We start from the raw sequence: 25,539 nt of genomic DNA on the forward strand, positions 1-25,539 counted from the left end.
GTGTCACTTTCGCTTTGGCAGCAGTGTCTTGCCCGATTGCAGGATGAGTTACCTGCCACAGAATTTAGTATGTGGATACGCCCCCTACAGGCGGAACTGAGTGACAATACTCTGGCGCTTTACGCCCCTAATCGTTTTGTACTGGACTGGGTCCGTGATAAGTACTTAAACAATATCAATGGCTTACTTAATGACTTTTGTGGTTCCGAGGTTCCTTTACTGCGTTTTGAAGTAGGGAGTAAACCGGCGGTAAGAACACACAGCCATCCAGTAACCGCCAGTGTTAGTGCACCTGTCGCTCCGGTTACCCGCAGCGCCCCTGTACGCCCGAGTTGGGACAGTTCGCCCGCTCAACCTGAACATTCTTACCGTTCGAATGTGAACCCGAAGCACACATTTGATAACTTCGTTGAAGGTAAATCCAACCAACTGGCTCGTGCTGCGGCACGTCAGGTTGCTGATAATCCGGGTGGCGCATATAACCCGTTATTCCTCTATGGCGGTACAGGTTTGGGTAAGACTCACCTGTTACATGCAGTAGGGAATGGCATCATGGCGCGTAAAGCCAATGCCAAAGTGGTTTACATGCATTCGGAGCGTTTTGTGCAGGACATGGTTAAGGCCTTGCAGAACAACGCGATAGAAGAATTTAAACGCTATTATCGTTCCGTTGATGCATTATTAATCGATGATATTCAGTTCTTTGCCAATAAAGAGCGTTCCCAGGAAGAGTTTTTCCACACCTTTAATGCCTTGTTGGAAGGTAATCAGCAGATCATTTTGACCTCAGATCGCTATCCAAAAGAGATCAATGGCGTCGAAGATCGTTTGAAATCGCGTTTTGGCTGGGGTTTAACGGTTGCCATTGAGCCGCCGGAACTAGAAACCCGAGTCGCGATCCTGATGAAGAAAGCGGATGAAAATGATATTCGCTTGCCCGGTGAGGTTGCGTTCTTTATTGCCAAGCGTCTGCGTTCCAATGTGCGTGAGCTGGAAGGGGCATTGAACCGTGTGATAGCTAATGCCAACTTTACCGGTCGGGCAATCACCATTGATTTCGTGCGCGAAGCTCTGCGTGACTTGCTGGCATTGCAGGAAAAGCTGGTTACCATCGATAATATTCAAAAGACTGTCGCAGAATATTATAAAATTAAGGTCGCTGACCTGCTCTCCAAACGGCGTTCTCGTTCGGTGGCCCGCCCGCGCCAAATGGCGATGGCGCTGGCAAAAGAGTTAACCAACCACAGCCTGCCTGAAATCGGCGATGCGTTTGGTGGCCGCGACCATACCACGGTGTTGCATGCTTGCCGCAAGATTGAGCAATTGCGTGAAGAAAGCCACGACATCAAAGAAGATTTCTCTAACTTAATCAGAACATTATCCTCCTAGCGCTATGAAATTTATCATTGAACGTGAGCATCTGCTAAAACCGCTGCAACAGGTCAGTAGCCCGCTGGGTGGACGTCCTACGTTGCCAATTTTAGGTAACTTGTTGTTGCAAGTGACCGAAGGCTCTTTGTTGCTGACGGGGACCGATCTGGAAATGGAGATGGTCGCGCGCGTGGCGCTGTCTAATCCCCATACCCAGGGAGCAACCACCGTACCGGCCCGGAAGTTTTTTGATATCTGGCGCGGTTTGCCAGAAGGGGCAGAAATCACGGTGGCGCTGGATGGTGATCGTCTACTGGTGCGCTCTGGCCGTAGCCGCTTCTCGCTGTCTACCCTGCCCGCGGCGGACTTCCCTAATCTGGATGATTGGCAGAGTGAGGTGGAGTTCACCTTACCGCAAGCCACACTGAAACGTCTGATTGAGTCCACTCAGTTCTCGATGGCTCATCAGGATGTGCGCTATTACTTGAACGGTATGCTGTTTGAGACTGAAGGTGAAGAGCTGCGCACTGTGGCGACCGATGGCCACCGTTTGGCGGTATGTTCCATGCCAATCGGGCAGACATTACCTTCACATTCGGTGATCGTGCCGCGTAAAGGTGTGATGGAGCTGGTCAGGTTATTGGATGGGGGTGATACACCACTGCGCCTGCAAATCGGCAGCAACAACATCCGCGCGCATGTGGGGGATTTTATTTTCACCTCTAAGCTGGTTGATGGCCGTTTCCCTGATTATCGCCGGGTATTGCCGAAGAACCCTGACAAAACGCTAGAAGCGGGTTGTGACTTGCTGAAACAGGCTTTTGCCCGAGCAGCAATTTTGTCAAATGAGAAGTTCCGCGGCGTTCGGCTCTATGTCAGTCACAATCAGCTCAAAATCACCGCCAATAACCCTGAACAGGAAGAGGCGGAAGAAATCCTCGATGTTAGCTACGAGGGAACGGAAATGGAGATCGGTTTCAACGTCAGCTATGTACTTGATGTGCTGAATGCACTGAAATGCGAAGATGTGCGCCTGTTATTGACCGATTCGGTCTCCAGTGTGCAGATTGAAGACGGTGCTAGTCAGGCTGCGGCCTATGTTGTCATGCCAATGCGTCTTTGAACTATAGCGGGCTATCTTACTTGCCAGCTTGGGATTGGGCAGTGCTCACCATCCTCACGTACATTAAGTACGCTCCGGTGGTTGTGCGCTGTCCGCACCCAATCTGTCTGCGACAATTACGCCCTCTTTCAGAGGTAATGCGATAACGCCCTTGATGGTTTGATGTTCAATAATGAAGACATTTGCAGCATGGCTCTGACACGGTTGTTAATTAAAGATTTTCGTAATATCGAATCGGCAGACTTGGCGCTGGCAGCGGGGTTTAATTTTTTAGTTGGCCCCAACGGTAGCGGTAAAACCAGTGTGTTAGAAGCGATTTATACCCTTGGCCATGGTAGGGCTTTTCGTAGTTTACAAGCAGGCAGAGTGATCCGTCACGACTGTGCCGAGTTTGTGTTACATGGCCGGGTTGATGTGAATGAACGTGAATCATCTATTGGGCTAAGTAAAAGCCGGCAGGGTGATAGCAAGGTGCGGATCGATGGCACTGACGGCCACAAAGTGGCCGAATTGGCGCAAATGCTGCCCATGCAATTGATCACCCCTGAGGGGTTCACCTTATTGAATGGCGGGCCAAAATTCCGGCGCGCTTTTTTAGACTGGGGTTGCTTTCATAATGAACCCGGTTTTTTTACGGCCTGGAGCAATCTAAAAAGATTACTTAAGCAGCGCAACGCCGCGCTGCGCCAGGTTAGTCGCTATGCGCAAATCCGGCCTTGGGATCAGGAAATTATCCCACTGGCTGAACGCATTAGTGAGTGGCGGGCGGCATACAGTGATGCAATTGCGGCAGATATTTCAGCCACATGCGCCCTGTTCCTGCCAGAGTTTGCCTTGAGTTTCTCTTTCCAGCGCGGCTGGGATAAAGAGAGTGACTATGGTGAGTTGCTGGAACGCCAGTTTGAGCGTGACCGCGCGCTAACTTATACCGCCATCGGGCCACATAAAGCGGATTTCCGCATTCGGGCCGAGGGTACGCCGGTAGAAGATTTGCTATCGCGTGGTCAGTTGAAGTTGCTGATGTGCGCACTGCGGTTAGCGCAGGGTGAGTTTCTCACCCGACAGAGCGGGCGGCGTTGCCTGTATCTGCTTGACGATTTTGCTTCCGAATTGGACACCGGCCGTCGTCGATTATTGGCCGAGCGTCTCAAGGCTACCCAGGCACAGGTTTTTGTCAGCGCAGTGAGTGCTGAGCAAGTTGCCGACATGGTAGGCGAAAAGGGCAAGATGTTCCGCGTGGAACATGGCAAAATAGAGGTTCAACCACAGGATTAAAAATGAGCGAGAAACGTTGATGTCGAATACTTATGACTCCTCAAGTATCAAGGTATTAAAAGGGCTGGATGCGGTTCGTAAGCGTCCGGGCATGTATATCGGTGATACTGATGACGGTACCGGTCTGCACCACATGGTATTCGAGGTTGTGGACAACGCTATCGACGAAGCCCTCGCTGGCCACTGTAAAGAAATTATAGTCACCATCCATTCGGATAACTCTGTTTCTGTGCAGGATGATGGCCGTGGTATCCCAACCGGTATGCACGAAGAGGAAGGGGTATCAGCCGCAGAGGTCATCATGACCGTGTTGCATGCTGGCGGTAAATTTGACGATAACTCTTACAAAGTTTCCGGCGGTTTGCACGGCGTGGGCGTGTCCGTTGTTAACGCCCTGTCTGAAAAGCTGGAACTGGTCATTCGCCGTGATGGCAAAGTTCACGAGCAAACCTACAAAATGGGCGTGCCTCAGGCACCGCTGAAAATGGTGGGTGAAACCGATCTGACCGGGACGACCGTGCGTTTCTGGCCAAGTTTCCAGACCTTCACCAATAACATCGAATTCCAGTATGAAATTCTGGCTAAACGCCTGCGCGAGCTGTCGTTCCTGAACTCCGGTGTATCAATCAAACTGAAAGACAAACGTAACGACAGAGAAGACCACTTCCATTATGAAGGGGGTATTCGGGCGTTTGTTGAGTATCTGAGCAAAAACAAAAACCCGATCCACCCGAAAGTGTTCTATTTCTCCACCATGAAAGATGATATCGGTGTGGAAGTGGCATTGCAGTGGAATGATGGTTTCCAAGAAAATATCTACTGCTTCACCAATAACATTCCGCAGCGCGATGGTGGTACTCACTTGGTGGGCTTCCGCACGGCGATGACCCGTACGCTGAACAGCTATATGGACAAAGAAGGCTACAGCAAGAAAGCGAAAATCAGCGCCACTGGTGATGATGCCCGTGAAGGCCTGATTGCTGTTGTTTCTGTTAAAGTGCCGGACCCTAAATTCTCCTCACAGACTAAAGATAAATTGGTTTCTTCTGAAGTGAAAACTGCGGTCGAAACGCTGATGAACGAGAAGTTGGTTGAGTATTTGCTGGAAAACCCAACCGACGCCAAAATCGTGGTTGGCAAAATTATCGATGCTGCCCGCGCGCGCGAAGCCGCGCGTAAAGCGCGTGAAATGACACGCCGTAAAGGCGCGCTGGACCTGGCAGGTTTGCCAGGCAAACTGGCAGATTGTCAGGAACGTGACCCCGCGTTGTCCGAACTCTACTTAGTGGAAGGGGACTCTGCGGGCGGCTCTGCGAAACAAGGCCGTAACCGTAAGAATCAGGCCATTTTGCCGTTGAAAGGTAAAATCCTGAACGTTGAGAAAGCGCGCTTTGACAAAATGCTTTCTTCGCAGGAAGTCGCAACGCTGATTACTGCATTGGGTTGTGGTATTGGCCGGGATGAATATAACCCTGACAAACTGCGCTACCACAATATCATTATCATGACCGATGCCGACGTGGATGGTTCTCACATCCGCACGTTGCTATTGACCTTCTTCTACCGTCAGATGCCGGAAATTATTGAGCGTGGCCATGTGTTTATCGCTCAGCCGCCACTGTATAAAGTGAAAAAAGGCAAACAAGAGCAATACATCAAAGATGATGATGCGATGGAACAGTATCAGATGACACTGGCACTGGATGGCGCTGCATTGCACGTCAATCCTGAGGCACCACCGCTAGTGGGCGAGCATTTTGAGAAACTGGTTGCTGAGCATTATAGCGTTCAGAAGACCATTGCTCGTATGGAGCGCCGTTATCCGCGTGCTTTGCTGAATAACCTGATTTATCAGCCAACCTTGAAAGAAGAGGATTTGAGCGATAAAGCAGTGGTGACACAGTGGATTGATTCACTGGTGGTGTTACTGAATGAAAAAGAGCAGCACGGCAGCAGCTACAGTTCTGTGGTGCGCGAAAACCGTGAGCGTCAATTGTTCGAGCCAATATTGCGTATCCGTACCCACGGTGTAGATACCGATTATGATCTGGACTTTGATTTTGTCCACGGCGGTGAGTATCGCAAGATCTGCCTACTGGGCGAAAAACTGCGTGGCTTAATTGAAGAAGGCGCATTTGTTGAACGTGGCGAACGCCGAGTTCCGGTTTCAAGCTTTGAAGATGCGCTGGACTGGTTAGTGAAAGAGTCTCGCCGTGGCTTGGCAATTCAGCGCTATAAAGGCTTGGGTGAAATGAACCCAGAGCAGTTGTGGGAAACCACCATGGACCCAACCAGCCGCCGTATGCTGCGAGTGATGGTGAAAGATGCCGTTGCAGCGGATCAGTTATTCACCACCCTGATGGGTGATGCGGTTGAGCCTCGTCGTGCCTTTATCGAAGAGAATGCGTTACGCGCAGCCAATATCGATATTTAATCCGATAAGCGATTGATCGGATAGAAAAGCCCAGGGCAGTAAGCTGCCTCTGGGCTTTTTTTTGCCTATTTGCACCCCATTGAGAATTCATCGGGTTATGACATTCAAAATCAACTCAAGAGCAGCAAACCAGGTTTACGCTATGTCGGATGTGCCAATGGGGCGATGTCAGTTTTGCGTGAAGCTAGCGTGCTGTTTGCCGTGGTGATAGGTTGTGTATTTCTTGGCAAATCGCTGTCCATCAGAAAAGTGGTGGCGTGCACCGTAATTGCTATCGGTTCGATCCTCATTAGGTAACGGTTGGGGGGCATGGAATATCCCAATCAGGTTGCCGCAGGACAGCATAGGATAATCAGGAGAATGAAAGATGTCTTTGAATCCAACCATTGCGCTTATTGGTCCGGGCGCTATTGGCACCACCATCGCAGCAGTACTGCATGAGGTGGGACGTACACCGGTACTTTGCGGTCGAACTGCGCATTCGCAGCTAGAGCTACGCTATGACGGCGGCCAGATTATTGTACCCGGACCAGTGCAGATCCATCCCGCAGCGATTACCCGGCCGGTCGATCTGGTTTTTGTTGCTGTAAAATCGACTCAGGTTGACGCGGCAGCGCCATGGCTGGCGACTTTATGCAATGAGAATACCGTGGTGTGCGCACTGCAAAATGGTGTTGAGCAGATGAGCCAACTTGCGCCTTACGTATGTGGCGCCACCGTTCTGCCTTCAGTAGTGTGGTTCCCCGCACAGCGTGAACCGGATGCTTCTGTATGGCTGCGTGCTAAACCACGTCTTACCTTGCCGGATTCTCCGCCGGCGAATTTGGTGCTCACCGCGCTAAGTGGCACCCGTTGCTTAGTCGAGCTGGCGGCTGATTTCACCTCTATCGCCTGGCGCAAGCTGCTCCAGAACGCGGTGGCGGGGTTGATGGTACTGGCGAATCGCCGTGCTGGCATGTACACACGTCCCGACATCACCGAGTTGGCACTCGCTTATCTGCGGGAATGCCTCACCATCGCGCGAGCTGAAGGCGCAAAACTAAGTGATGACGTGCCGCAGGAGATTGTGGATGGCTTTCATCGCGCCCCGGCTGATTTAGGTACTTCGATCCTTGCCGACCGTCAGGCGAATCGTCCGCTGGAATGGGATATTCGTAACGGCGTGGTGCAACGGTGCGGGCGTGCGCATAATATTCCAACACCGTTCAGTGATGTCATCGTTCCACTTCTTGCGGCAGGCAGCGACGGGCCTGGGTGATCATGCTAATTGAGGATAAAAAACGCATCATTCGTACATCCGGTTTACGCAAAGAAATCTGTCACCCCAATACAAGATATATGGCGGGAAATTGTGCTGATGCCAGTTGCAGTGCCAGTCCAAGTCGGGACTGTATATGCGTCGTTACCTGATTGATTTCTCGCGCGTACGCTTTTATTCCATTGGCTCTCATACCCCATTCACTAGCATTTGAGCGCTGAATCGCGTTAGCATGAGGCATTAGTTAAATAAATGTGAGGACCTATGGCTATTGAACTGATCGCTATCGATATGGACGGCACGTTACTGGATCCGCAGCACGAAATCACTCCACGGGTAAAGCAGGCTATTGATGCTGCCCGGGCTAAAGGGGTCTGTGTGGTATTGGCCACGGGTCGGCCCTATATTGGGGTCCAACGTTATTTACGTGAATTAAATATGCAAAACAGTGGTGATTATTGCATCAGCAATAACGGTGCATTAGTGCAAAAAGCCGCCACGGGTGAGTGTATTTTGCAGGAAACTATCAGTTTTGAGGATTACCTCTATTTCGAGGCTTTATCGCGCAAAATGGATGTTAGCTTCCAGGCTTTTGATTTTGATACCTTATATACCGCGAACAAAGACATCAGCAAATACACCCTACATGAAGTGTTATTGACCGGTATTCCATTGAAATATCGTGCAATCGAAGAGATGGACCCAACATTACGCTTTCCTAAAGTGATGATGATTGACGAGCCAGAAAAACTGGATCGTGCCTTAGCGATGATGCCAGCCGAAGCTTTTGAGCGTTTCACTATCATGAAGAGTGCACCGTTTTATCTGGAAATCCTGAGTAAGCGAGTGGATAAGGGGACTGGGGTGAAAATGCTGGCAGATCACTTAGGCATTGCGCAGGAAAATGTGATGGCTTTGGGTGATCAGGGTAATGATATTGCGATGGTTAACTATGCTGGTGTCGGTGTTGCAATGGGGAATGCTATCCCTGAATTGAAAGAGATAGCGCAGTTTGTCACGTGCACCAACAGTGAAGACGGTGTGGCGGTAGCGATAGAGAAATTTGTACTTTGATATTTAACTGATGCAGTAGCTCATTAATTTGCTGCTCGGATCAGGTTTCGGTTGATATTCAATTTGTTGCTATTGCCGACCGTTATGCCTCAACCAAGCAAGAGGGCTGGCCGGCCCTCCTGCACCTGCGCTTGCGCGAAATATTGTGGCTTCGCCATACCCTCCGGCAGCTTACCGGCTAATCGAACCGGTGCTGACTCGCTCCCAGCTCGACAGCACCTTTCGCCGCGTCCATGCGGCTCATTCGGCCTGTAAACTTTGTCGGCAATATTCCTGATTGCGCTCAAGGTCAACAGAGAAAATCTAAAAGCCTACCCTCTCTTTTATCACCCTAGAATCCCTTTCACTATTTGCACATCCTGAATCCCTAATCCGGTTAAATCCGCCAGAGTGATCTGTTGGTCATTATCTCTAAAAGAGATACCTTGCGCTAAAACTGAACCCACCTCAGTTAAGGTGTGAGTTGCTAATAGCCCTTGCTGGAATGCCTGCGAAATCTCACCAAATTCTGAGCATTGCGCCCATGAGTCCAGCAAGATTTTATCGGCTTTAGCTACCAGTTCAGGGGATAGCTCATGTTTACCTGCACTATCTGCACCGACCGCCGTAATATGGGTTCCTGGCTGAATATCCGCCGCTTGCAAGATAGGTTCTCTGCTCGGTGTGGTGGTGATAATCAACTGGCATTGACGGGCTAACTTTGCGGCATTCAGTGTAGTATTAACCTCGAAACCTTCATCTTCAGCATACTGCCGATACTCCTCTAATGCCGTTTCACTGCGACCCCAAACCCATAGCTGACGGCATGCCACCACACTTTTTAGGTACATCAGATGTAGCCGTGCCTGCATACCGGTACCGATGATACCAATAGCACTGATATGTTTTGGTGCGCAAAGCTCGGCGGCAATTCGCCCGGCCAGCGCAGTACGCAGCGCAGTTAGCCACCCCTCATCGAGCAAGATAGCTTGTGGCTCGCCAGTAAGGGCGGAAAAGGCCATCATCAGCCCTTGATTACTGGCCAATCCTTGCGCGGGATTATCATAGAAACCGCCGGAAACCTTTACCACAAACTGACTGTCACCCTGCAAATACCCACTTTTAATACAGCAATCACCGTTGGCTTGCCCAAACAGCAAATGTTGCACTGGGGGCATTTGCACTTGCTGCTGGCTATATGCAATAAAGCCCTCTTTGAGCAGCAAGGTGATGGCATCTGCATCGAACTTGTCAAGAATTTGTTGCTTACTCAAAATTAGCATTCAGCGATGGCTCCCAGATATTTTTCCAGTACGATATTTTTACCGCACAGTACCACTGCCACTTTCTTACCTTGCCAACGTGGTGCCAGTTTCAACGCTGCCGCTAATGCCACACCAGCAGCACCTTCAATCATCCAACGGTCTGTGTGGGCAATCAAGCGCATGGCATCTTTGATTTCCTGCTCACTCACCAGGACTTTCTGATCGATCAACTGTTGGCAAAGTGCGAAGGTGATGGCTCCGGGTTCAACACCTCCGGCGGTACCGTCAGACAGGGTTTCCTGCTCTGCCACTTCCTGAATTTGGCCATTTTGCAGGCAGGTATACATGCTGGTGGCATTCGCCGGCCAGCAACCAATCACCTGTGTTTTATCCGATAATTTCTTTAAAACTGTCGCAATACCAGAAATCAGGCCACCACCGCCAACGGCAATAAACACAGCATCAAGGTCTGGTTGCTGTTCCACCATCTCCATGCCACAGGTACCTTGCCCGGCAATCACTTGCGGGTCGTTATAAGGAGAGATATAGACTTTGCCCTGCTGCTCTGCGGCGATACTCGCAGCCAGTTCGGCATTTAAAGCATCTCCTGCTACCAGTTCAATATGGCCGCCCAGTGCGCGAATAACTTCCAGCTTGATAGCTGCCGCTTGCTCTGGCGCATATATGGTGGCTTTCACTCCTGCCAGTTTCCCCGCTAGCGCCATAGCTTGCCCGTGGTTACCGGTCGAGGCAGTAATAACGCCGTTCTGGCGCTGTTCATCGGTCAACAAACGCAACTTGTTACTGGCTCCACGAAATTTAAAAGAACCGGTATGTTGCAGATGCTCGCACTTAAGATAGATTTCGCAGCCACTGTGCTGCGATAGCAATGGGCTATATTCCAGCGGCGTCACTCTCACTTGTGGGCGTAATACCTGATGAGCTTCTTTAATGGCATCGAATAATGTATTCATGACGGTTCCTTAAAATCCTTTAGCTGGTTTTTATATTTTTCAAATGGTTATAAACAGTCGCCCGACCAATGCCGAGGATTTTTGCCACGTAACCGGCTGCATTCTTACCGTTGAATGCGCCCTGTTGATAGAGGGTCTCAATGAGCATCCGGCGGCTAGCATTATTCAAAGCTGCTAGCGTGAGCTGCTGCTGCTGTAACCAATGATGGATATAAGTGTTGATGCGTTCCTGCCAATCATCCTGAAACAGCACATCCGGTTGTGGCTGTAGTTGTTGCCCTGACAGGAATAGCTCCAGTGCTGCTTTGGCACTTTCAAATACGGTGATATCCAGATTGATACATAACAATCCAATTGGCTGCCTATTGTCATCACGTAATACCGTGCTGATGGAACGCAGTTGACGGCCATCCCAATTACGCTTTTGGTAAGGCCCGATCACCTGTGAGTGCTGATCAAATCGCAACTCACTGAGATTGGAGTCTTCCCCTAATTCCCGCTGTGAATAGTTGTTGGCGATATAAACCAATTTTTGGCTGGTTAAGTCATGAATGACGACTTCTGCATAGGGAGAGAAAAGGGTGGCGATTGCATCGGCAATGGGCTGGTATCGATTAAGCATAGGTCATTTTATTTGGAATTAAAAATCCATATTAGACTTTTATTTCTAAATGCACAGGGGTTATGCCGTTTTTTTCATTCATTTTGTGATGGATTGCTTATTTTGCGATCCAAATTGTAGTACAAAAATAAAGTATAGCTCTACAATCTGTTTGTGTTGAATGACAAAGTTTGAAAATTGTGCGGCGTTGTGGGGACGGTTAATCAAGAGATGCGTAAAGTAAGGGAATCATTATTGGTTAACCTGAAATAACCGGAGCGAACATGACAAAAGAACAACTCAGTAAAACAGACCGCATTATTTTGGTTATTGGTCAGCAGATTGTTGAAGGCAAATATCCACCGGGCTCACCGTTGCCTGCCGAAGCGGAAATTTGTGAGGAATTTCAAACCTCTCGTAACATGATTCGTGAGGTTTTTCGGGCGCTGATGGCAAAGCGATTGATTGAAGTGAAACGCTTTCGTGGGGCTTTTGTCCGGCCACGTAATCAGTGGAATTATCTCGATACCGATGTACTGCAATGGGCGCTGGCCAGTGATTATGACCCACGGTTAATCAGTGCGATGAGCGAAGTGCGTAATCTGGTCGAGCCAACTATCGCCCGCTGGGCTGCCGAAAGGGCAACCTCGAAAGAGCTGGCGGTGATTGAAACGGCACTCAATGAAATGATCGCCAATCATCAAGATAGAGACGAATTTAACGAAGCGGATATCCGCTATCACGAGGCGGTATTGGCGTCGGTACACAATCCGGTATTACAGCAACTCAGTGTGGCAATCAGCTCTCTGCAACGGGCGGTGTTTGAACGAACCTACATGCCTGATGAAGAAAACATGCCGCGCACATTACAAGAGCATCAGGATCTTTATGACGCTATTCGCCATCAAGATGCTGATGCGGCAGAACGGGCTGCGTTAACCATGATAGCCAGCTCCGCTAAACGGCTAAAGGATATTACATGAGTGAGCAGAGTTATGGATAAAAGCTATATCGCCATTGATTGGGGATCGACCAACCTGCGTGCCTGGCTTTATTTACGTGGTGAATGTGTAGATATGTTGCGCTCAGAAGTCGGGGTCACTCGCTTTAATGGGCAAAGTGCGCAGCAGGTATTTCAGCAGGTTATCGCGCCGTGGCGTGAGCAGCAGCAACAGTATGACTTGCCCGTGCTGATGGCGGGCATGATTGGTAGCAATGCCGGTTGGATTTCAGTGCCTTATCTTGCTTGCCCAACCCGTCTTACGCAGGTATCGCGTCAATTAACTTGTGTGGCGGAGGCTGAGCCAATTCGGGCATGGATTATCCCCGGTTTATGTGTTGATAAGCCAGATAACCGCAACGTGATGCGTGGTGAAGAAACCCAACTGATCGGTGCGTATAGCGAACGGCCTTCATCAGTCTATTTAATGCCGGGAACTCACAGTAAATGGGTGCAAATGCAGGGTGATCAGGTCATGGATTTCCGCACTCTGATGACAGGTGAATTGCACTATTTGCTGCTGAATAATTCATTGGTGGGGGCAGGGCTGGAGGCTCAATTACCGGACAATACTGCGTTTATCGATGGCCTGACGCAAAGCTTTAATGACAGCAATATCATGCGTTGTCTGTTTGAGACGCGTGCTGCCCATGTGTTGGGTCGATTGAAGCGAACATCGGTCGGCGACTGGCTTTCTGGCCTGCTGATTGGCAATGAAATCGTGCAGATGCAGCAGCAATATCCGCTCGCTGCTGGTGAGTGTATTACGGTGATTGGCAATCCTAAACTGGTTGAGCGCTATACCCAAGGGTTAGAGATGGCTGGGATGCTTTATCAGGTGTTGGATGGCGATCAGGCTTTTCAAGCGGGAATCAGGAGTATTGTAAATGAAATGGAATACTAACATGCCATTGATTGGCATTTTGCGCGGCATCACACCGGCGGAAGTTCATGACCATGTGGCCGCTCTGCTTGATGCAGGCTTTGATGCGGTTGAAATTCCGCTGAATTCCCCACAATGGGAAGTGAGTATCGCGCAAACGGTCGCGGAATTTGGTCATCGTGCATTAATTGGTGCGGGCACGGTACTGAAACCCGAGCAACTGGATGTGTTGCATAGCATGGGCAGCAAGCTGGTGGTCACGCCGAACACCCAACCGGCGGTGATCCGTCGGGCTGTTGAGTTAGGCATGACGGTTTGCGCTGGGTGTGCCACCGCATCTGAAGCTTTCACGGCGCTGGATGCAGGCGCGAAAGCCCTGAAAATTTTCCCCTCGGTCTCTTTTGGTCCCGACTATATCAAAGCATTAAAAGCCGTATTGCCCCCTGAGGTGCCGGTGTTTGCCGTTGGTGGGATTACACCTGAGAATTTGTCTATTTATTTGGCTGCGGGTTGTGCTGGTGCTGGTTTGGGCGGTGACCTTTACCGCGCAGGCCAATCGGTATCTCAGACCGCACAACAAGCGGCTGCGTTTATTAAAGCCTTTAAGGATGCTACAAAATGAAAATTACCAAGCTAACCACTTACCGTTTACCCCCACGCTGGATGTTTCTGAAAATCGAAACCGATGAAGGCATTATTGGTTGGGGTGAACCGGTAATTGAAGGGCGTGCTCGTAGCGTTGAAGCTGCGGTACATGAGTTATCGGAATATGTTATCGGGCAAGACCCGGCGCGTATCAACGATATTTGGCAGACATTATATCGCGGCAGTTTCTATCGCGGTGGTCCTATTCTGATGAGTGCTATTGCCGGCATCGATCAGGCGCTATGGGATATTAAAGGTAAAGCGTTGGGAGTTCCGGTTTACCAATTATTGGGTGGATTGGTTCGCGATAAAATTAAAGCTTACAGTTGGGTTGGCGGTGATCGTCCGTCTGATGTGATTAGCGGTATTAATAAACTTACTGAGATTGGTTTTGATACGTTTAAACTCAATGGCTGTGAGGAAATGGGCCTGATTGATAATGCCCGTAAAGTTGATGCCGCAGTAGCGGTCGTAGCACAAATTCGTGAAGCCTTTGGTAACCGTATTGAATTTGGTTTAGATTTTCATGGTCGGGTTAATGCGCCAATGGCAAAAATCCTGATTAAAGAATTGGAACCTTATCGCCCATTGTTTATTGAAGAACCCGTATTAGCTGAACAGGCAGAATATTATCCCCGTCTGGCGGCACAAACCCATATTCCTATCGCAGCAGGCGAGCGGATGTTCTCCCGTTTTGAATTTAAACGGGTATTGGCCGATGGCGGGCTGGCAATTATTCAACCTGACTTATCTCATGCTGGTGGCCTGACTGAGTGCTTTAAAATTGCCGCTATGGCAGAGTCTTATGATGTGGCATTAGCACCACATTGCCCACTTGGGCCAATTGCATTGGCGTCTTGTTTGCACCTTGATTTTGTCGCCCGCAATGCAGTCTTGCAGGAGCAAAGCATGGGGATTCATTACAACCAAGGTGCTGAGCTGCTGGATTATGTGATTAATAAAGACGATTTCAAAATGACCGATGGTCATTTCTATCCACTGACGAAACCCGGCTTAGGGGTAGAAATCAATGAGGAATTAGTGATTGAACGCAGCAAGAATGCCCCTGATTGGAGAAATCCGGTTTGGCGCTATCCTGATGGTGCCGTCGCCGAATGGTAAGTTGCCCTCGTTCGATTAATTAATAAATTATCTAATACAATTATCAGGGAAATAATCCTAACAAAGATAAAGCGTATATCAGCCGTTAAAAAACTATTTTCTTCCGGTTAATAATTCGGGTGGAAAAATAGAAATTATATTAAATAACAATTTATTGCGACCCTACACGCAGGAGTTCCCTTGCGCCCAAAATACGGTAATGCGACAGTGTTATCAGCAATTTGGGCAGGGAGCTTCGGCGTATATTAATCCGATTATAATTGGGATCATTACCATGGAAATGACCTTAGCTACTGCCCCAAGCAAAAGGCGCTATCTGACACTATTTATGATATTTGTCACGGTTGTCATTTGTTATGTTGATAGAGCCAACCTTGCCGTTGCTTCAGCCCATATTCAGGAAGAATTTGGTATCACCAAAACCCAGATGGGTTATATTTTCTCCGCTTTTGCCTGGACCTATACCTTATGCCAGATCCCCGGAGGCTGGTTCCTCGATCGCGTTGGCTCCAAAATGACGTATTTCATTGCTATTTTGGGGTGGTCAGTCGCGACCTTATTACAGGGATTTGCGAACGGGCTGGGCACCCTAATTGGTTTACGTGCGATTACCGGTTTATTTGAAGCGCCTGCTTTCCCAACCAATAACCGCATTGTCACCAGTTGGTTCCCAGAGCAGGAGCGAGCCTCGGCAGTTGGTTTTTATACCTCAGGTCAGTTTGTCGGCCTGGCATTTCTGACTCCATTACTTATTTGGGTACAGGAAGTCCTCAGTTGGCACTGGGTATTTATTATCACTGGGGGGATCGGCGTTATATGGGCATTGATATGGCACTTTGTTTATCAGCCACCACGTAAATCCAAAGGTATTAATCAGGCCGAACTGGATTACATTCAATCGGGTGGCGGTATTGTTGATGGTGATGCGGCGAGCGAGAAAAAAGCCCGAACCCCCATCACCGCTGCTGAGTGGAAACTGGTATTTAACCGCAAACTGGTTGGCGTCTATATTGGGCAGTTTGCCATAACCTCGACGCTGTGGTTCTTCCTGACTTGGTTCCCTAACTATCTGACCCAAGAGAAACATATCAGTGCGTTGACTGCCGGTTTTATGACCACCGTACCGTTTTTGGCGGCTTTCTTTGGTGTATTGCTCTCTGGGCTAGTGGCCGATCGCATGGTGCGCAAAGGCAAGTCCATTGGCTTTGCCCGTAAAACACCAATTATCTGCGGTTTATTGCTTTCTACCTGCATTATGGGGGCTAACTATACCAACGATCCGTTCTGGATTATGGTGTTAATGGGGTTGGCTTTCTTCGGTAACGGCTTCGCTTCTATTACCTGGTCACTGGTTTCATCATTGGCACCAGTGCGGTTGATTGGCCTGACGGGTGGCGTCTTTAACTTTGTCGGTGGGCTGGGGGGGATCACGGTTCCACTGGTGGTCGGTTATCTGGCACAGGATTATGGTTTTGCTCCTTCCCTGATTTATATCGCAGCAGTGGCATTTATGGGTGCACTCTCTTATATCTTCCTGGTCGGAGATGTTGAACGGGTGGGATAAACCCTGACTCTGCATGTCGCTGATAGTGGTGATATGCAGAGCATTTGACCAGAGACAGAGCACCGGGTGGTGATATAATTCGTATAAATGATTTAGCCTTCCGTATCACCGGAGCCAAGATGACCTGTCAGCAAGATGCCCCTTCACAAGAACAGCAACTCACCTTTGATCCTCGCGGTCATCAACTCACTAATATCAATGTCTGGACCCCTGATAGCCAATGGTTGGCCTATGATGTGCGGCCCAATGGTAGCACTTTTAGTGGCTTAACGATTGAGCGGGTTAATTGTATTACTGGTGATATTGAGGTGATTTATCGCGCTCAGCAGGGGGCGCATGTTGGTGTGGTGACGGTCAGCCCAGACTCACCCGCGCGTTATGTGTTTATCCACGGGCCAGAGCACCCGGATAGCCACTGGCACTATGATTTTCATCATCGGCGCGGTGTGATTGTGTCCGAACCGGATAGAGAGCTGGCGGTAACACTGGATGCGATGGATATCACCCCGCCCTATACCCGTGGGGCATTGCGTGGTGGTAGCCATGTCCATGTTTTCAGCCCAGACGGCAGCCGCCTTAGCTTCACCTATAACGACCATGTATTACATGAATTAGACCCGTTATTGGATTGTCGCAACGTGGGTATTGCACTGCCGCTGCATGGCGTGAATCCACCTAAACAGCATCCTCGTGAATATGATGGCAGCCATTTCTGTGTTTTGGTCAGTCACACCACGCCCATACCACAAGCGGGCAGCGACCAGATAAATCGGGCATACGAGGAGGGGTGGATTGGTGCGCAGGGGTATCTTAAAACGGACGGTACCCGTCAGCGTTGGGCATTGGCCTTTATCGGCGACACCCTTTCAGCACAGGGCGAAAAAATCCCAGAAATCTTTATTGCTGATTTGCCCGAACATGACCGAGAGTATGCCCGTGCCGGAACGATGCCACTTGAGGGGACGCAAAGCACGCTACCTGCGCCACCCGCAGGGGTGATTCAGCGGCGGCTAACTTACACCAGCGAGCGGCCTTTCCCTGGTCTTGCTACCAGCCCGCGTCATTGGTTGCGTTCATCGCCGGATGGCAGTGCCATTGCTTGTTTGATGAAAGATGATAGCGGTATCGTACAATTATGGCTGGTTTCCCCCAATGGTGACTCACTACGGCAACTGACATTCAGCGAGGGAGGGATTCAATCAGCATTTAGCTGGCATCCACAGGGCGGTAGTTTGGCTTTTGTCTGTGATAACAGTGTGATGCTCTGTGATAGCACCACCGGTCAACTGCGCCGTTTGACGGCTCGCAGTACGGTTGCGCCACTGGCGGATGCGGTGGTTTTTGCACCAGACGGTAATAAGGTGGCATTTATGCGGGAAATAGATGGGTGGGTGCAAATCTTTACTGTGAATGTAAGCTAGGCCCCTTAGCTAATACGGTCAGGGGCTGGAGAGGCCACGAGCTGTGATTACTGTATCGGTGCACTGACAGTTTGTGTCGGTTGCTGATTTTGTGTTTCCGATTGGCGGATACGCTCGCGCGGTGAGCTGGCCATTTTGTCTTCATTGTCTGAGCGCAGATAATCGTAGGGTAGGAGCAGGGTATCCATCACCGCAGAGAAGGGCAGATCTACTGCCAACAGGGGCCGTAGCGCCCAGCCGGTATTGTCATCTTTAAGCATCGCCACATTGGCTTCAGTGCCGGAGTAGTAGCCCTGACTGCTGCTGGTATGGGTCATAATGCTTGAGCAGCCACTAACGAACAGCAGAGAACAACCGGTAACAAAAGGGATAACTGTATTTCTCATTGTTGTACTCAGCTCTCATGATACCGTGATTAACTGACACGACACTATGTCAGGTTTTGTCGTAAATTGTTACACCCATTTACAGACACTTCCGATGGTCAAAGATTCAATCTTGTGGACTGATTTAACTTAAGTGTAAGTTATAACAGCTGATTTATCGAATATTAGTTTAATAAACATCCTATTGAGATTTTTCGTGTAAATTTTTTTTGATTTTACTCTTGAAAAAAACAAGACCGATACCATCTTATTATCAGGTCAGAGAGAATACGCCGATAGGGTATTCAGACCATTAGTCTGTCCATAGTGGAAGGCTTAATTAAAAATAGGATAACACCCTTGCTAATATATTTAGGAGACAGTTTTTATGCGTAATTCCGAGCTTGCTCCATTGTATCGTTCAGCTATCGGTTTCGACCGGTTATTTAATCTATTAGAATCTGGCCAGAACCAAAGTAATGGCGGTTACCCTCCCTATAACGTCGAGTTGGTAGATGAAAACAACTACCGCATTGCTATTGCTGTGGCAGGCTTTGCAGAGCAGGAGTTGGAAATTGTTACTCAGGATAACATATTGATTGTTCGAGGGTCTCATGCTGGTGAGCCTGTAGCTCGCACCTATTTATATCAAGGTATCGCTGAGCGTAACTTCGAGCGGAAATTCCAGTTGGCTGAGCACATTAAAATTAAAGGTGCCAACTTAGTGAATGGCTTACTGTATATCGATCTTGAGCGATTGGTACCAGAAAGTTTAAAACCGCGCCGTATTGAAATTAAGCAATCAGCTTAATATGTTTTTTCAATAATATGGCTAAGTCACATTATTAATAACTGAGCCAAGTCTGCCGTAATCGGGGACTGACCGGCTTTCTATTATCTCGCTTCTTAGAAGGAGTTATATTTATGCGTAATTATGATTTGTCACCTTTACTTCGTCAGTGGATTGGTTTTGATAAACTGGCCAGCTCAATGCAAGGCAGTCAGGATGCCCAAGGGTTCCCGCCATATAACATTGAGAAAACTGATGATAACCACTATCGCATCTCACTGGCATTAGCCGGATTTAAGCAGAGCGAACTGGATATCGAAGTAGAAGGCCCACGCCTGACGGTACGCGGTAAGCCCGCGCCAGTAGAAAAACAGGTTGAATACCTGCATCAAGGCTTGATACGTAAAGAGTTCTCATTGACCTTTACTCTGGCTGAGCATCTGAATGTAGATAATGCTCAGTTTGAAAATGGCCTGCTGCATATTGATCTGTTGCGCCAAGTGCCAGAAGCGCTGCAACCACAGCGTATTACCATCGGCAATGCTGCACCTGCGGAGCGTCAAGTATTAGATAGCCCGGCGGCAACCGAGCAAACTGAACAGCAGTAATTATGATGACCGGTACCTCTGCGTGAGGTGCCGGTATACCCTTCTTACTTAACGCCGCCGCTTTGTTAGCGGCGTTTTCTAACCGAGAGTTTCCCCGCTCTCCGGTGCATTTTGTGGTGTATCACACATTCAACCGTTCCCCCTTCTGACAGAATCCCTACTAATTATATGTCCGTCATTCTTCAAGCTGCATGTACGTTGGCTGCGTTCAATCACCCGAATCACTTACTCATGTAAGCTCATCGGGGTTCTCTCGCTTGCCGCCTTCCTGCAACTCGAATTATTTAGGATATAAGAATTTAAGGCTATGTATGACATTGGTGATATTTCACATGGCCGACCGGTTTTTAAACTTAGGCAAGGAAGTGATTTATGAGTGCTATCGCCCTTACCGTCAGTATGTTGGCGCTGGTCGCTGTATTGGGGTTATGGATCGGTAATTGGAAGGTCTATGGTGTTGGATTAGGTATTGGCGGGGTGCTGTTTGGCGGCATTATTGTGGGCCATTTTGCACAAACCTATGACGTTGTTCTTAATGGGGACATGCTGCACTTCATTCAGGAGTTTGGTCTGATTCTGTTTGTCTACACTATTGGTATTCAAGTCGGACCGGGGTTCTTCTCTTCACTGCGAGTATCGGGGTTACGACTTAACTGCTTTGCCATTCTGATGGTGATTGTCGGTGGGTTGGTGACTGCCATTATTCACAAACTGTTTGCCGTGCCGCTGCCGATTATTTTGGGGATATTTTCGGGGGCGGTGACTAATACACCGGCACTCGGGGCGGCGCAGCAGATCCTTACTGATTTGGGGTCACCACCTCAGTTGGTTAGCCAAATGGGGATGGGTTATGCCATGGCATACCCATTTGGGATTTGTGGCATTTTGCTGGTGATGTGGCTGATTCGTTTATTCTTTAAAATCAACGTCGATCGTGAGGCCAAAGAGTTTGATAGTAGCCACGGGCAGAATCGTGAATTGTTGCAAACCATGAACGTTGCGGTGCGCAACCCTAATCTGAATGGTTTGTCAGTACAGGATGTGCCGTTGCTCAATAGTGATGAGGTGGTCTGTTCCCGATTGAAACGTGGTGATTTGCTGATGGTACCGTTGCCCGCCACGGTGATTGAACTGGGGGACTATTTGCATTTGGTTGGTCAGCGTGAAGCTTTAGAAAAAGTGCGGCTGGTGGTGGGGGAAGAGGTGGACGTTACGCTTTCCACTGCGGGGACGGCGTTGCAAACCGCCAGGGTGGTAGTCACCAACGAAGCGGTGTTAGGTAAGAAAATCCGTGACCTCAATCTGAAGCAGAAGTATGACGTGGCTATTACGCGCCTTAATCGTGCGGGTATCGAACTGGTGGCCAGTAACAGTGCCAGTCTGCAATTCGGTGACATTCTTAATTTAGTGGGTCGCCCAGAAGCGATTGAGGCGGTATCCGCTGTCGTGGGTAACGCGCAACAGAAGTTGCAACAAGTGCAGATGTTACCGGTATTTATCGGTGTCGGTCTGGGGGTATTGCTGGGGTCGATACCGCTGTTCATTCCTGGGTTCCCGGCAGCATTACGGCTCGGGCTGGCGGGTGGGCCACTGGTGGTGGCGTTGATTCTTGGGCGTATTGGTAGCATCGGTAAGTTGTATTGGTTTATGCCACCGAGTGCCAACCTGGCTTTGCGTGAACTGGGGATTGTGCTGTTCTTGTCAGTGGTCGGGCTGAAGTCCGGCGGTGATTTTATTAATACGCTGGTTAATGGTGATGGGCTGGCATGGATTGGTTATGGCGCGATGATTACCGGCATCCCGTTGCTGACTGTGGGGATTCTGGCACGCATGTTAGCTAAGATGAACTATCTGACGCTGTGCGGCATGTTAGCCGGGTCAATGACCGATCCTCCGGCGTTGGCATTTGCTAATGGCCTGCACCCAACCAGCGGTGCGGCAGCGCTCTCTTATGCCACGGTTTACCCACTGGCGATGTTCTTACGAATAATGTCGCCGCAGATATTGGCCGTGCTGTTTTGGACATTGTAATGGATAGCCGATTATCCTGCGTATAGGGTGTTAATACAGTGAGAACAGGCAGATCGTAAAGACGCCGTCAATCCATCCCGGGAGGCTCGAGCCGCGCCATCCCTGGCGCGGACGCTTTACTCTTCTGCCTATCCTCACCGTATAAAGACTAAGGTGATATTTTCCAAAGGAATAGCAAGTTACGCAATTTGCTGCTTAATAATCACTTCGCTTCTTGAAATGCCAGCTCAATCTCTTCGGCCAGAATTGCGACCCCCTTTTCGATCTGCTCAGGCGCGGGCACATAGTTCATCCGCATGCATTGATGGGTGTGCGGCCAGTCATGTTCCAGACCTGGGAAGAAATAGTGGCCCGGTACCATTAGCACGCCACGTTTTTTCAGGCGCTGATAAAGTAGTTCGGTGCTGATCGGCAGCTCTTTAAACCATAACCAGAGGAAAATGGCACCTTCGGGTTTGTGGATCAGGCAGCGTTCGGGCGGCAGGTATTTACGCAGGATAGCGATAGTTTGCTGCACCCGTTCAAAGTAAAATGGCCGGATCACCTCATTGGATAAGCGCAACAAATCACCACGCTCAATCATTTCGGCAGCGATCGCAGGCCCCATACTGCCGGGCGATAAGCTGATAATGCCATTCATATTGGTGATGGCCGAAATCACTTTCTCATCGGCAATCACAATGCCGCAACGAGAACCGGGTAAACCCAGCTTCGACAGGCTCATGCACAGGATGATATTCGGATTCCACAGTGGGGTCGCATCAGTAAAGATGATACCGGGGAAGGGCACACCATAGGCGTTATCAATCAATAACGGAATATCACGTTGCTGAGCTATTGCATCAAGGCGAATCAGCTCTTCATCGGTAATCACATTACCGGTAGGATTGGTTGGCCGCGATACACATATCAGGCCAATATCATCGGTAATATTGAGGTGATCGAAATCGACGTGATATTTGAATTGGCCTTCTGGCAGCAGCTCAATATTCGGCTTGGCAGACACGAACAGGTCTTCATCCAAACCTGCATCGGCATAGCCTAGATACTCCGGTGCCAGTGGGAACAGCACTCGACGGCGGCTGCCATCAGCATAGCGACCAGCGAATAAATTAAATAAGTAGAAAAATGCGCTCTGACTGCCATTTGTCAGTGCAATATTCTGTGGCTCAATTTGCCAGCCCAACTCCTCGCGCAGCATTTTTGCCAGCGCTTTCAGCAGCAAGTCTTTGCCTTGTGGCCCGTCGTAATTACACAGCGCCTCAGTCAATTGCCCGCGCTCCAGCATCTCCTGACACAGTTGTTGGAAGTAGGCATCCATCTCTGGAATATGTGCCGGATTACCGCCGCCAAGCATGATAGAACCTGGGGTTCTAAGGCCGTCGTTGAGGTCATCCATCAGTCTGGTAATACCCGCGTAGCGGGTAAATTTATCGCCGAAAAGTGAAAACTTCATAAATGAAAATTTATTGTTATCCGTAAGTGAACAAGTACCATACGCGTAGATAAAAGTGGGTGCAATGCGGAAAGATTTCTTCCTGCCGATGGAAAGTGTCGGCAGGGAGTGTTTTTGCGGGATAATATTCTTATTTACTCTTTCTTGTCTCCGACCCAAACCACCAGCACATTATCCCCCTGATACTGGCGACTAAAAGCATAATAATCATCAGTTTGTTGGGATTGTTGTACTCCGGCACCAATCGCCGGATGGCGAGCGCGGAACTGACTGACTTTTTGCCAGTGTGTCAGCAGCGCACCTTTGGCACCGGTGAGTTCATTCCAGTTCATATCTGATCGGGTGCCCTGCAACGGATCTGAACCCGTTGGGCCGAATTGCCGCCCACTTTCATCGCCATAGAAGATTTGCACTGCACCTGGGGCCAGCAGCAGCAGTGAGCCCGCCTGTTGCTGTTTCAGCAATGACTGCCGGGCATCATCTTTGAAGAATAATCGGGTATCGTGTGATGACAGGTAACTCAATACATTGAAACCTTGCAGTTTTTCAGCCATTTGCTGATAGGTGCTGTCAATAGAAGAGAAGCACGCTAGTGCTTGTTTTGCTTGATCCTGAAAATCAAAGTTAATCATCGCATCGAAGCCGTTTTGGTAGTAATCGCTCTTCATCACACCATGGCCCCATGCCTCTCCGGCCATCCAGAACGGTAAGTTATCCAGTGCTTGAGAGGGATGGGCCGCTTTCCATTCAGCCAATGCGGCAGTGGTTTGTTGTTTAAGCTGTTGCCATGCCGGCTTCTCCACATGCTTGGCAGTATCAACCCGAAAACCGTCGATACCGTAATCGCGTACCCATTGGCTTAACCAATGAGTTAGGTAATCACGCGGCGTGGCTCCAGCAATTTCCCGCGCTGCGGTATCAGGTTTATGCCGATAAAACACCGGTAAGCCGCTGGGGTGAGTCGATTCTGTTTTGATGTCCGGTAAGAAAGCTAATGACATGGTTAGGTCGTCATAACCCGGTGAGTCGTAATCGCCAATATCGGTGCGGCTCCACTGCTTACCCCACCAGTTGTCCCAACTGGCTTTATCACCGAAGTTGATGTAATCATTAAAACTATGCCAAGTTTGCCCTTTGCCGGGCGTCCAGTCGGTCCATTTTTTACCCAGTGTTTTTTCCAGTTGGTCGCCTGGCAAATAGAGTGCCCCGAACTGGTAACTTTGCATATCCGCTAAAGTGGCGTATCCCACATGATTCATCACCACATCAAATAGAACACGAATACCACGTTTATGGGCCTGTTCAACCAGTTTATGTAAATCCTGTTCGGTCCCCATATTGGCATCCAGACGGGTCCAATCCAGCCCGTAATAGCCATGATAGGCATAATGCGGGAAGTCGCCTTTAGTACCGCCCCCGACCCAGCCGTGAATTTGCTCCAGTGGCGAACTTATCCACAGGGCATTAACGCCAAGCTGTTGCAGATAATCAAGTTTCTCGGTTAAGCCTGCCAGGTCGCCGCCGTGGAATGTACCAATTTCCTGCATACCATCGCCGTGACGGCCGTAGCTGTGGTCATTGGTGGGATTACCATTTTTAAAACGATCCGTCAGGACAAAATAAACAGTCGCATTTTGCCAGCTAAATGGCGCGGCTTGCTGGGTTTGGGCTGATTCCAATAGCAATAAACCACCACTCTCTGGGGCCGGTTGTAGAGTGATTTTCCCCAGCGAGACTGTTGCCGTTTGGCCGGAATAGAAATCCCGTATCGTTTCGCCTTCAGCAAAGGTTTTGCTCACATCTACGGTAACAGGCAAGCCATTCCAGCGCTGGCAACTGTGGGTTACGACTTTTGCCACTTCCGCCACAGGTTCTGTGAGGCTTAAAGTGAGTGTCGGCGTCCCGCTGCGGATATCAATGCGCGCCTGATACTGGCCATCACGGAACAATCGCCACTGGATATCGGCTTGATTCTGACAGGGTTGCAGCGAAAACGTCTGGTTCAACTTCACCGGCCCGGTGGGCTGCCAGCACTGTTTATTCTGATAAAACTTGAGCGGATATTCCCCTTTAGTCAGAGTGCTATTACTGACAAAAATACCACTGTCCTGCTCGGTGAATACCGGGAAATGCTGGAGTGACCAGTTAGCCATCGCCGCCGGTGAAAGTAGCAGCAGCAAGGATGTTTTGAGATGTTTCATGGCACATCTTCCTATTTTGGGCGCGAGGTTTATGCGAATTGAGGCTGACTTAGTGTGCCGTTTGGTGAGGAAATAGCCTCATCCCTGAGTGGATTTTAT

21 protein-coding genes are annotated in these 25,539 nt (G+C 49.4%); 15 read left to right on the forward strand and 6 right to left on the reverse strand.

Annotation, left to right across the window (positions count from 1 at the left end):
- From dnaA to yidA, 6 genes are all read left to right on the forward strand, one after another.
- A partial coding sequence (dnaA, locus tag ACWJJO_RS00005) for a chromosomal replication initiator protein DnaA (RefSeq protein WP_372568425.1) occupies nt 1-1,389 on the forward strand: 1,389 nt, incomplete at its 5' end.
- A gap of 4 nt (nt 1,390-1,393) precedes the next feature.
- Nucleotides 1,394-2,494 (forward strand): DNA polymerase III subunit beta, encoded by a 1,101-nt coding sequence (gene dnaN, locus ACWJJO_RS00010; RefSeq protein WP_005186756.1) that lies wholly within the window; start codon nt 1,394-1,396, stop codon nt 2,492-2,494.
- A 189-nt stretch (nt 2,495-2,683) separates the two neighbouring features.
- The gene (gene recF / locus ACWJJO_RS00015) at nt 2,684-3,769 is read left to right on the forward strand and encodes a DNA replication/repair protein RecF (RefSeq protein WP_372560198.1); all 1,086 of its coding nucleotides are present in this window, start codon (nt 2,684-2,686) and stop codon (nt 3,767-3,769) included.
- Nucleotides 3,770-3,788: 19 nt separating this feature from the next.
- A complete protein-coding gene (gyrB, locus tag ACWJJO_RS00020; RefSeq protein WP_083161534.1) occupies nt 3,789-6,203 on the forward strand; it encodes a DNA topoisomerase (ATP-hydrolyzing) subunit B in 2,415 nt (804 codons plus the stop codon).
- Between the two features lie 367 nt (nt 6,204-6,570).
- Nucleotides 6,571-7,461, forward strand: a complete 891-nt coding sequence (locus ACWJJO_RS00025) for an oxidoreductase (protein WP_372568427.1) — start codon at nt 6,571-6,573, stop codon at nt 7,459-7,461.
- Between the two features lie 264 nt (nt 7,462-7,725).
- Nucleotides 7,726-8,535 carry a sugar-phosphatase gene (gene yidA / locus ACWJJO_RS00030; protein WP_420072749.1) on the forward strand — a complete coding sequence of 270 codons (810 nt, stop codon included), beginning with the start codon at nt 7,726-7,728 and terminating at the stop codon, nt 8,533-8,535.
- A 326-nt stretch (nt 8,536-8,861) separates the two neighbouring features.
- Here the strand turns inward: yidA and ACWJJO_RS00035 are convergent, their stop codons facing one another.
- The 3 genes from ACWJJO_RS00035 to ACWJJO_RS00045 are packed head-to-tail and all read right to left on the reverse strand — an operon-like array spanning nt 8,862 to nt 11,375.
- The gene (locus ACWJJO_RS00035; RefSeq protein WP_372568428.1) at nt 8,862-9,797 is read right to left on the reverse strand and encodes an ornithine cyclodeaminase family protein; all 936 of its coding nucleotides are present in this window, start codon (nt 9,795-9,797) and stop codon (nt 8,862-8,864) included.
- Nucleotides 9,791-10,753 carry a threonine/serine dehydratase gene (locus ACWJJO_RS00040; protein WP_083161524.1) on the reverse strand — a complete coding sequence of 321 codons (963 nt, stop codon included), beginning with the start codon at nt 10,751-10,753 and terminating at the stop codon, nt 9,791-9,793. The genes ACWJJO_RS00035 and ACWJJO_RS00040 overlap by 7 nt, the downstream gene beginning before the upstream one ends.
- A gap of 19 nt (nt 10,754-10,772) precedes the next feature.
- Complete coding sequence (locus ACWJJO_RS00045) at nt 10,773-11,375, reverse strand: helix-turn-helix transcriptional regulator (protein ID WP_083161522.1); 603 nt, start codon at nt 11,373-11,375, stop codon at nt 10,773-10,775.
- 263 nt (nt 11,376-11,638) lie between these two features.
- On the opposite strand from ACWJJO_RS00045, the gene dgoR reads away from it, so the two are divergent.
- From dgoR to ACWJJO_RS00075, 6 genes are all read left to right on the forward strand, one after another.
- Nucleotides 11,639-12,337 (forward strand): D-galactonate utilization transcriptional regulator DgoR, encoded by a 699-nt coding sequence (gene dgoR / locus ACWJJO_RS00050; RefSeq protein ID WP_083161520.1) that lies wholly within the window; start codon nt 11,639-11,641, stop codon nt 12,335-12,337.
- Nucleotides 12,338-12,349: 12 nt separating this feature from the next.
- Nucleotides 12,350-13,258, forward strand: a complete 909-nt coding sequence (locus tag ACWJJO_RS00055; protein ID WP_481090493.1) for a 2-dehydro-3-deoxygalactonokinase — start codon at nt 12,350-12,352, stop codon at nt 13,256-13,258.
- Complete coding sequence (locus tag ACWJJO_RS00060) at nt 13,242-13,859, forward strand: 2-dehydro-3-deoxy-6-phosphogalactonate aldolase (RefSeq protein WP_481090494.1); 618 nt, start codon at nt 13,242-13,244, stop codon at nt 13,857-13,859. The genes ACWJJO_RS00055 and ACWJJO_RS00060 overlap by 17 nt, the downstream gene beginning before the upstream one ends.
- Nucleotides 13,856-15,004, forward strand: coding sequence for a galactonate dehydratase (gene dgoD / locus ACWJJO_RS00065; protein ID WP_083161516.1), 1,149 nt, complete (start codon nt 13,856-13,858; stop codon nt 15,002-15,004). The genes ACWJJO_RS00060 and dgoD overlap by 4 nt, the downstream gene beginning before the upstream one ends.
- Before the next feature lie 274 nt (nt 15,005-15,278).
- The gene (locus ACWJJO_RS00070; RefSeq protein WP_102970574.1) at nt 15,279-16,568 is read left to right on the forward strand and encodes an MFS transporter; all 1,290 of its coding nucleotides are present in this window, start codon (nt 15,279-15,281) and stop codon (nt 16,566-16,568) included.
- A 119-nt stretch (nt 16,569-16,687) separates the two neighbouring features.
- A complete protein-coding gene (locus tag ACWJJO_RS00075; RefSeq protein WP_481090495.1) occupies nt 16,688-17,989 on the forward strand; it encodes a YidR family protein in 1,302 nt (433 codons plus the stop codon).
- Nucleotides 17,990-18,036: 47 nt separating this feature from the next.
- Here ACWJJO_RS00075 and ACWJJO_RS00080 read toward each other — a convergent pair whose 3' ends face one another.
- Nucleotides 18,037-18,375: a YceK/YidQ family lipoprotein gene (locus tag ACWJJO_RS00080; protein ID WP_083161512.1), complete on the reverse strand. Its 339-nt coding sequence runs from the start codon at nt 18,373-18,375 to the stop codon at nt 18,037-18,039.
- Between the two features lie 367 nt (nt 18,376-18,742).
- On the opposite strand from ACWJJO_RS00080, the gene ibpA reads away from it, so the two are divergent.
- The 3 genes from ibpA to ACWJJO_RS00095 all read left to right on the forward strand — a co-directional run bounded on the left by ibpA (nt 18,743) and on the right by ACWJJO_RS00095 (nt 21,783).
- Nucleotides 18,743-19,165, forward strand: a complete 423-nt coding sequence (gene ibpA / locus ACWJJO_RS00085) for a small heat shock chaperone IbpA (protein ID WP_083161510.1) — start codon at nt 18,743-18,745, stop codon at nt 19,163-19,165.
- Nucleotides 19,166-19,278: 113 nt separating this feature from the next.
- A complete protein-coding gene (ibpB, locus tag ACWJJO_RS00090) occupies nt 19,279-19,752 on the forward strand; it encodes a small heat shock chaperone IbpB (RefSeq protein WP_083161508.1) in 474 nt (157 codons plus the stop codon).
- A 372-nt stretch (nt 19,753-20,124) separates the two neighbouring features.
- Nucleotides 20,125-21,783 (forward strand): putative transporter, encoded by a 1,659-nt coding sequence (locus ACWJJO_RS00095; RefSeq protein ID WP_083161504.1) that lies wholly within the window; start codon nt 20,125-20,127, stop codon nt 21,781-21,783.
- Between the two features lie 202 nt (nt 21,784-21,985).
- Here the strand turns inward: ACWJJO_RS00095 and ACWJJO_RS00100 are convergent, their stop codons facing one another.
- Together ACWJJO_RS00100 and ACWJJO_RS00105 are read right to left on the reverse strand one after the other, a co-directional pair.
- Complete coding sequence (locus ACWJJO_RS00100) at nt 21,986-23,239, reverse strand: valine--pyruvate transaminase (protein WP_083161502.1); 1,254 nt, start codon at nt 23,237-23,239, stop codon at nt 21,986-21,988.
- Between the two features lie 134 nt (nt 23,240-23,373).
- Nucleotides 23,374-25,440 (reverse strand): alpha-amylase, encoded by a 2,067-nt coding sequence (locus tag ACWJJO_RS00105; RefSeq protein ID WP_481090496.1) that lies wholly within the window; start codon nt 25,438-25,440, stop codon nt 23,374-23,376.
- Nucleotides 25,441-25,539: the final 99 nt, after the last annotated feature.

It is taken from the genome of Yersinia antarctica (assembly GCF_056636475.1).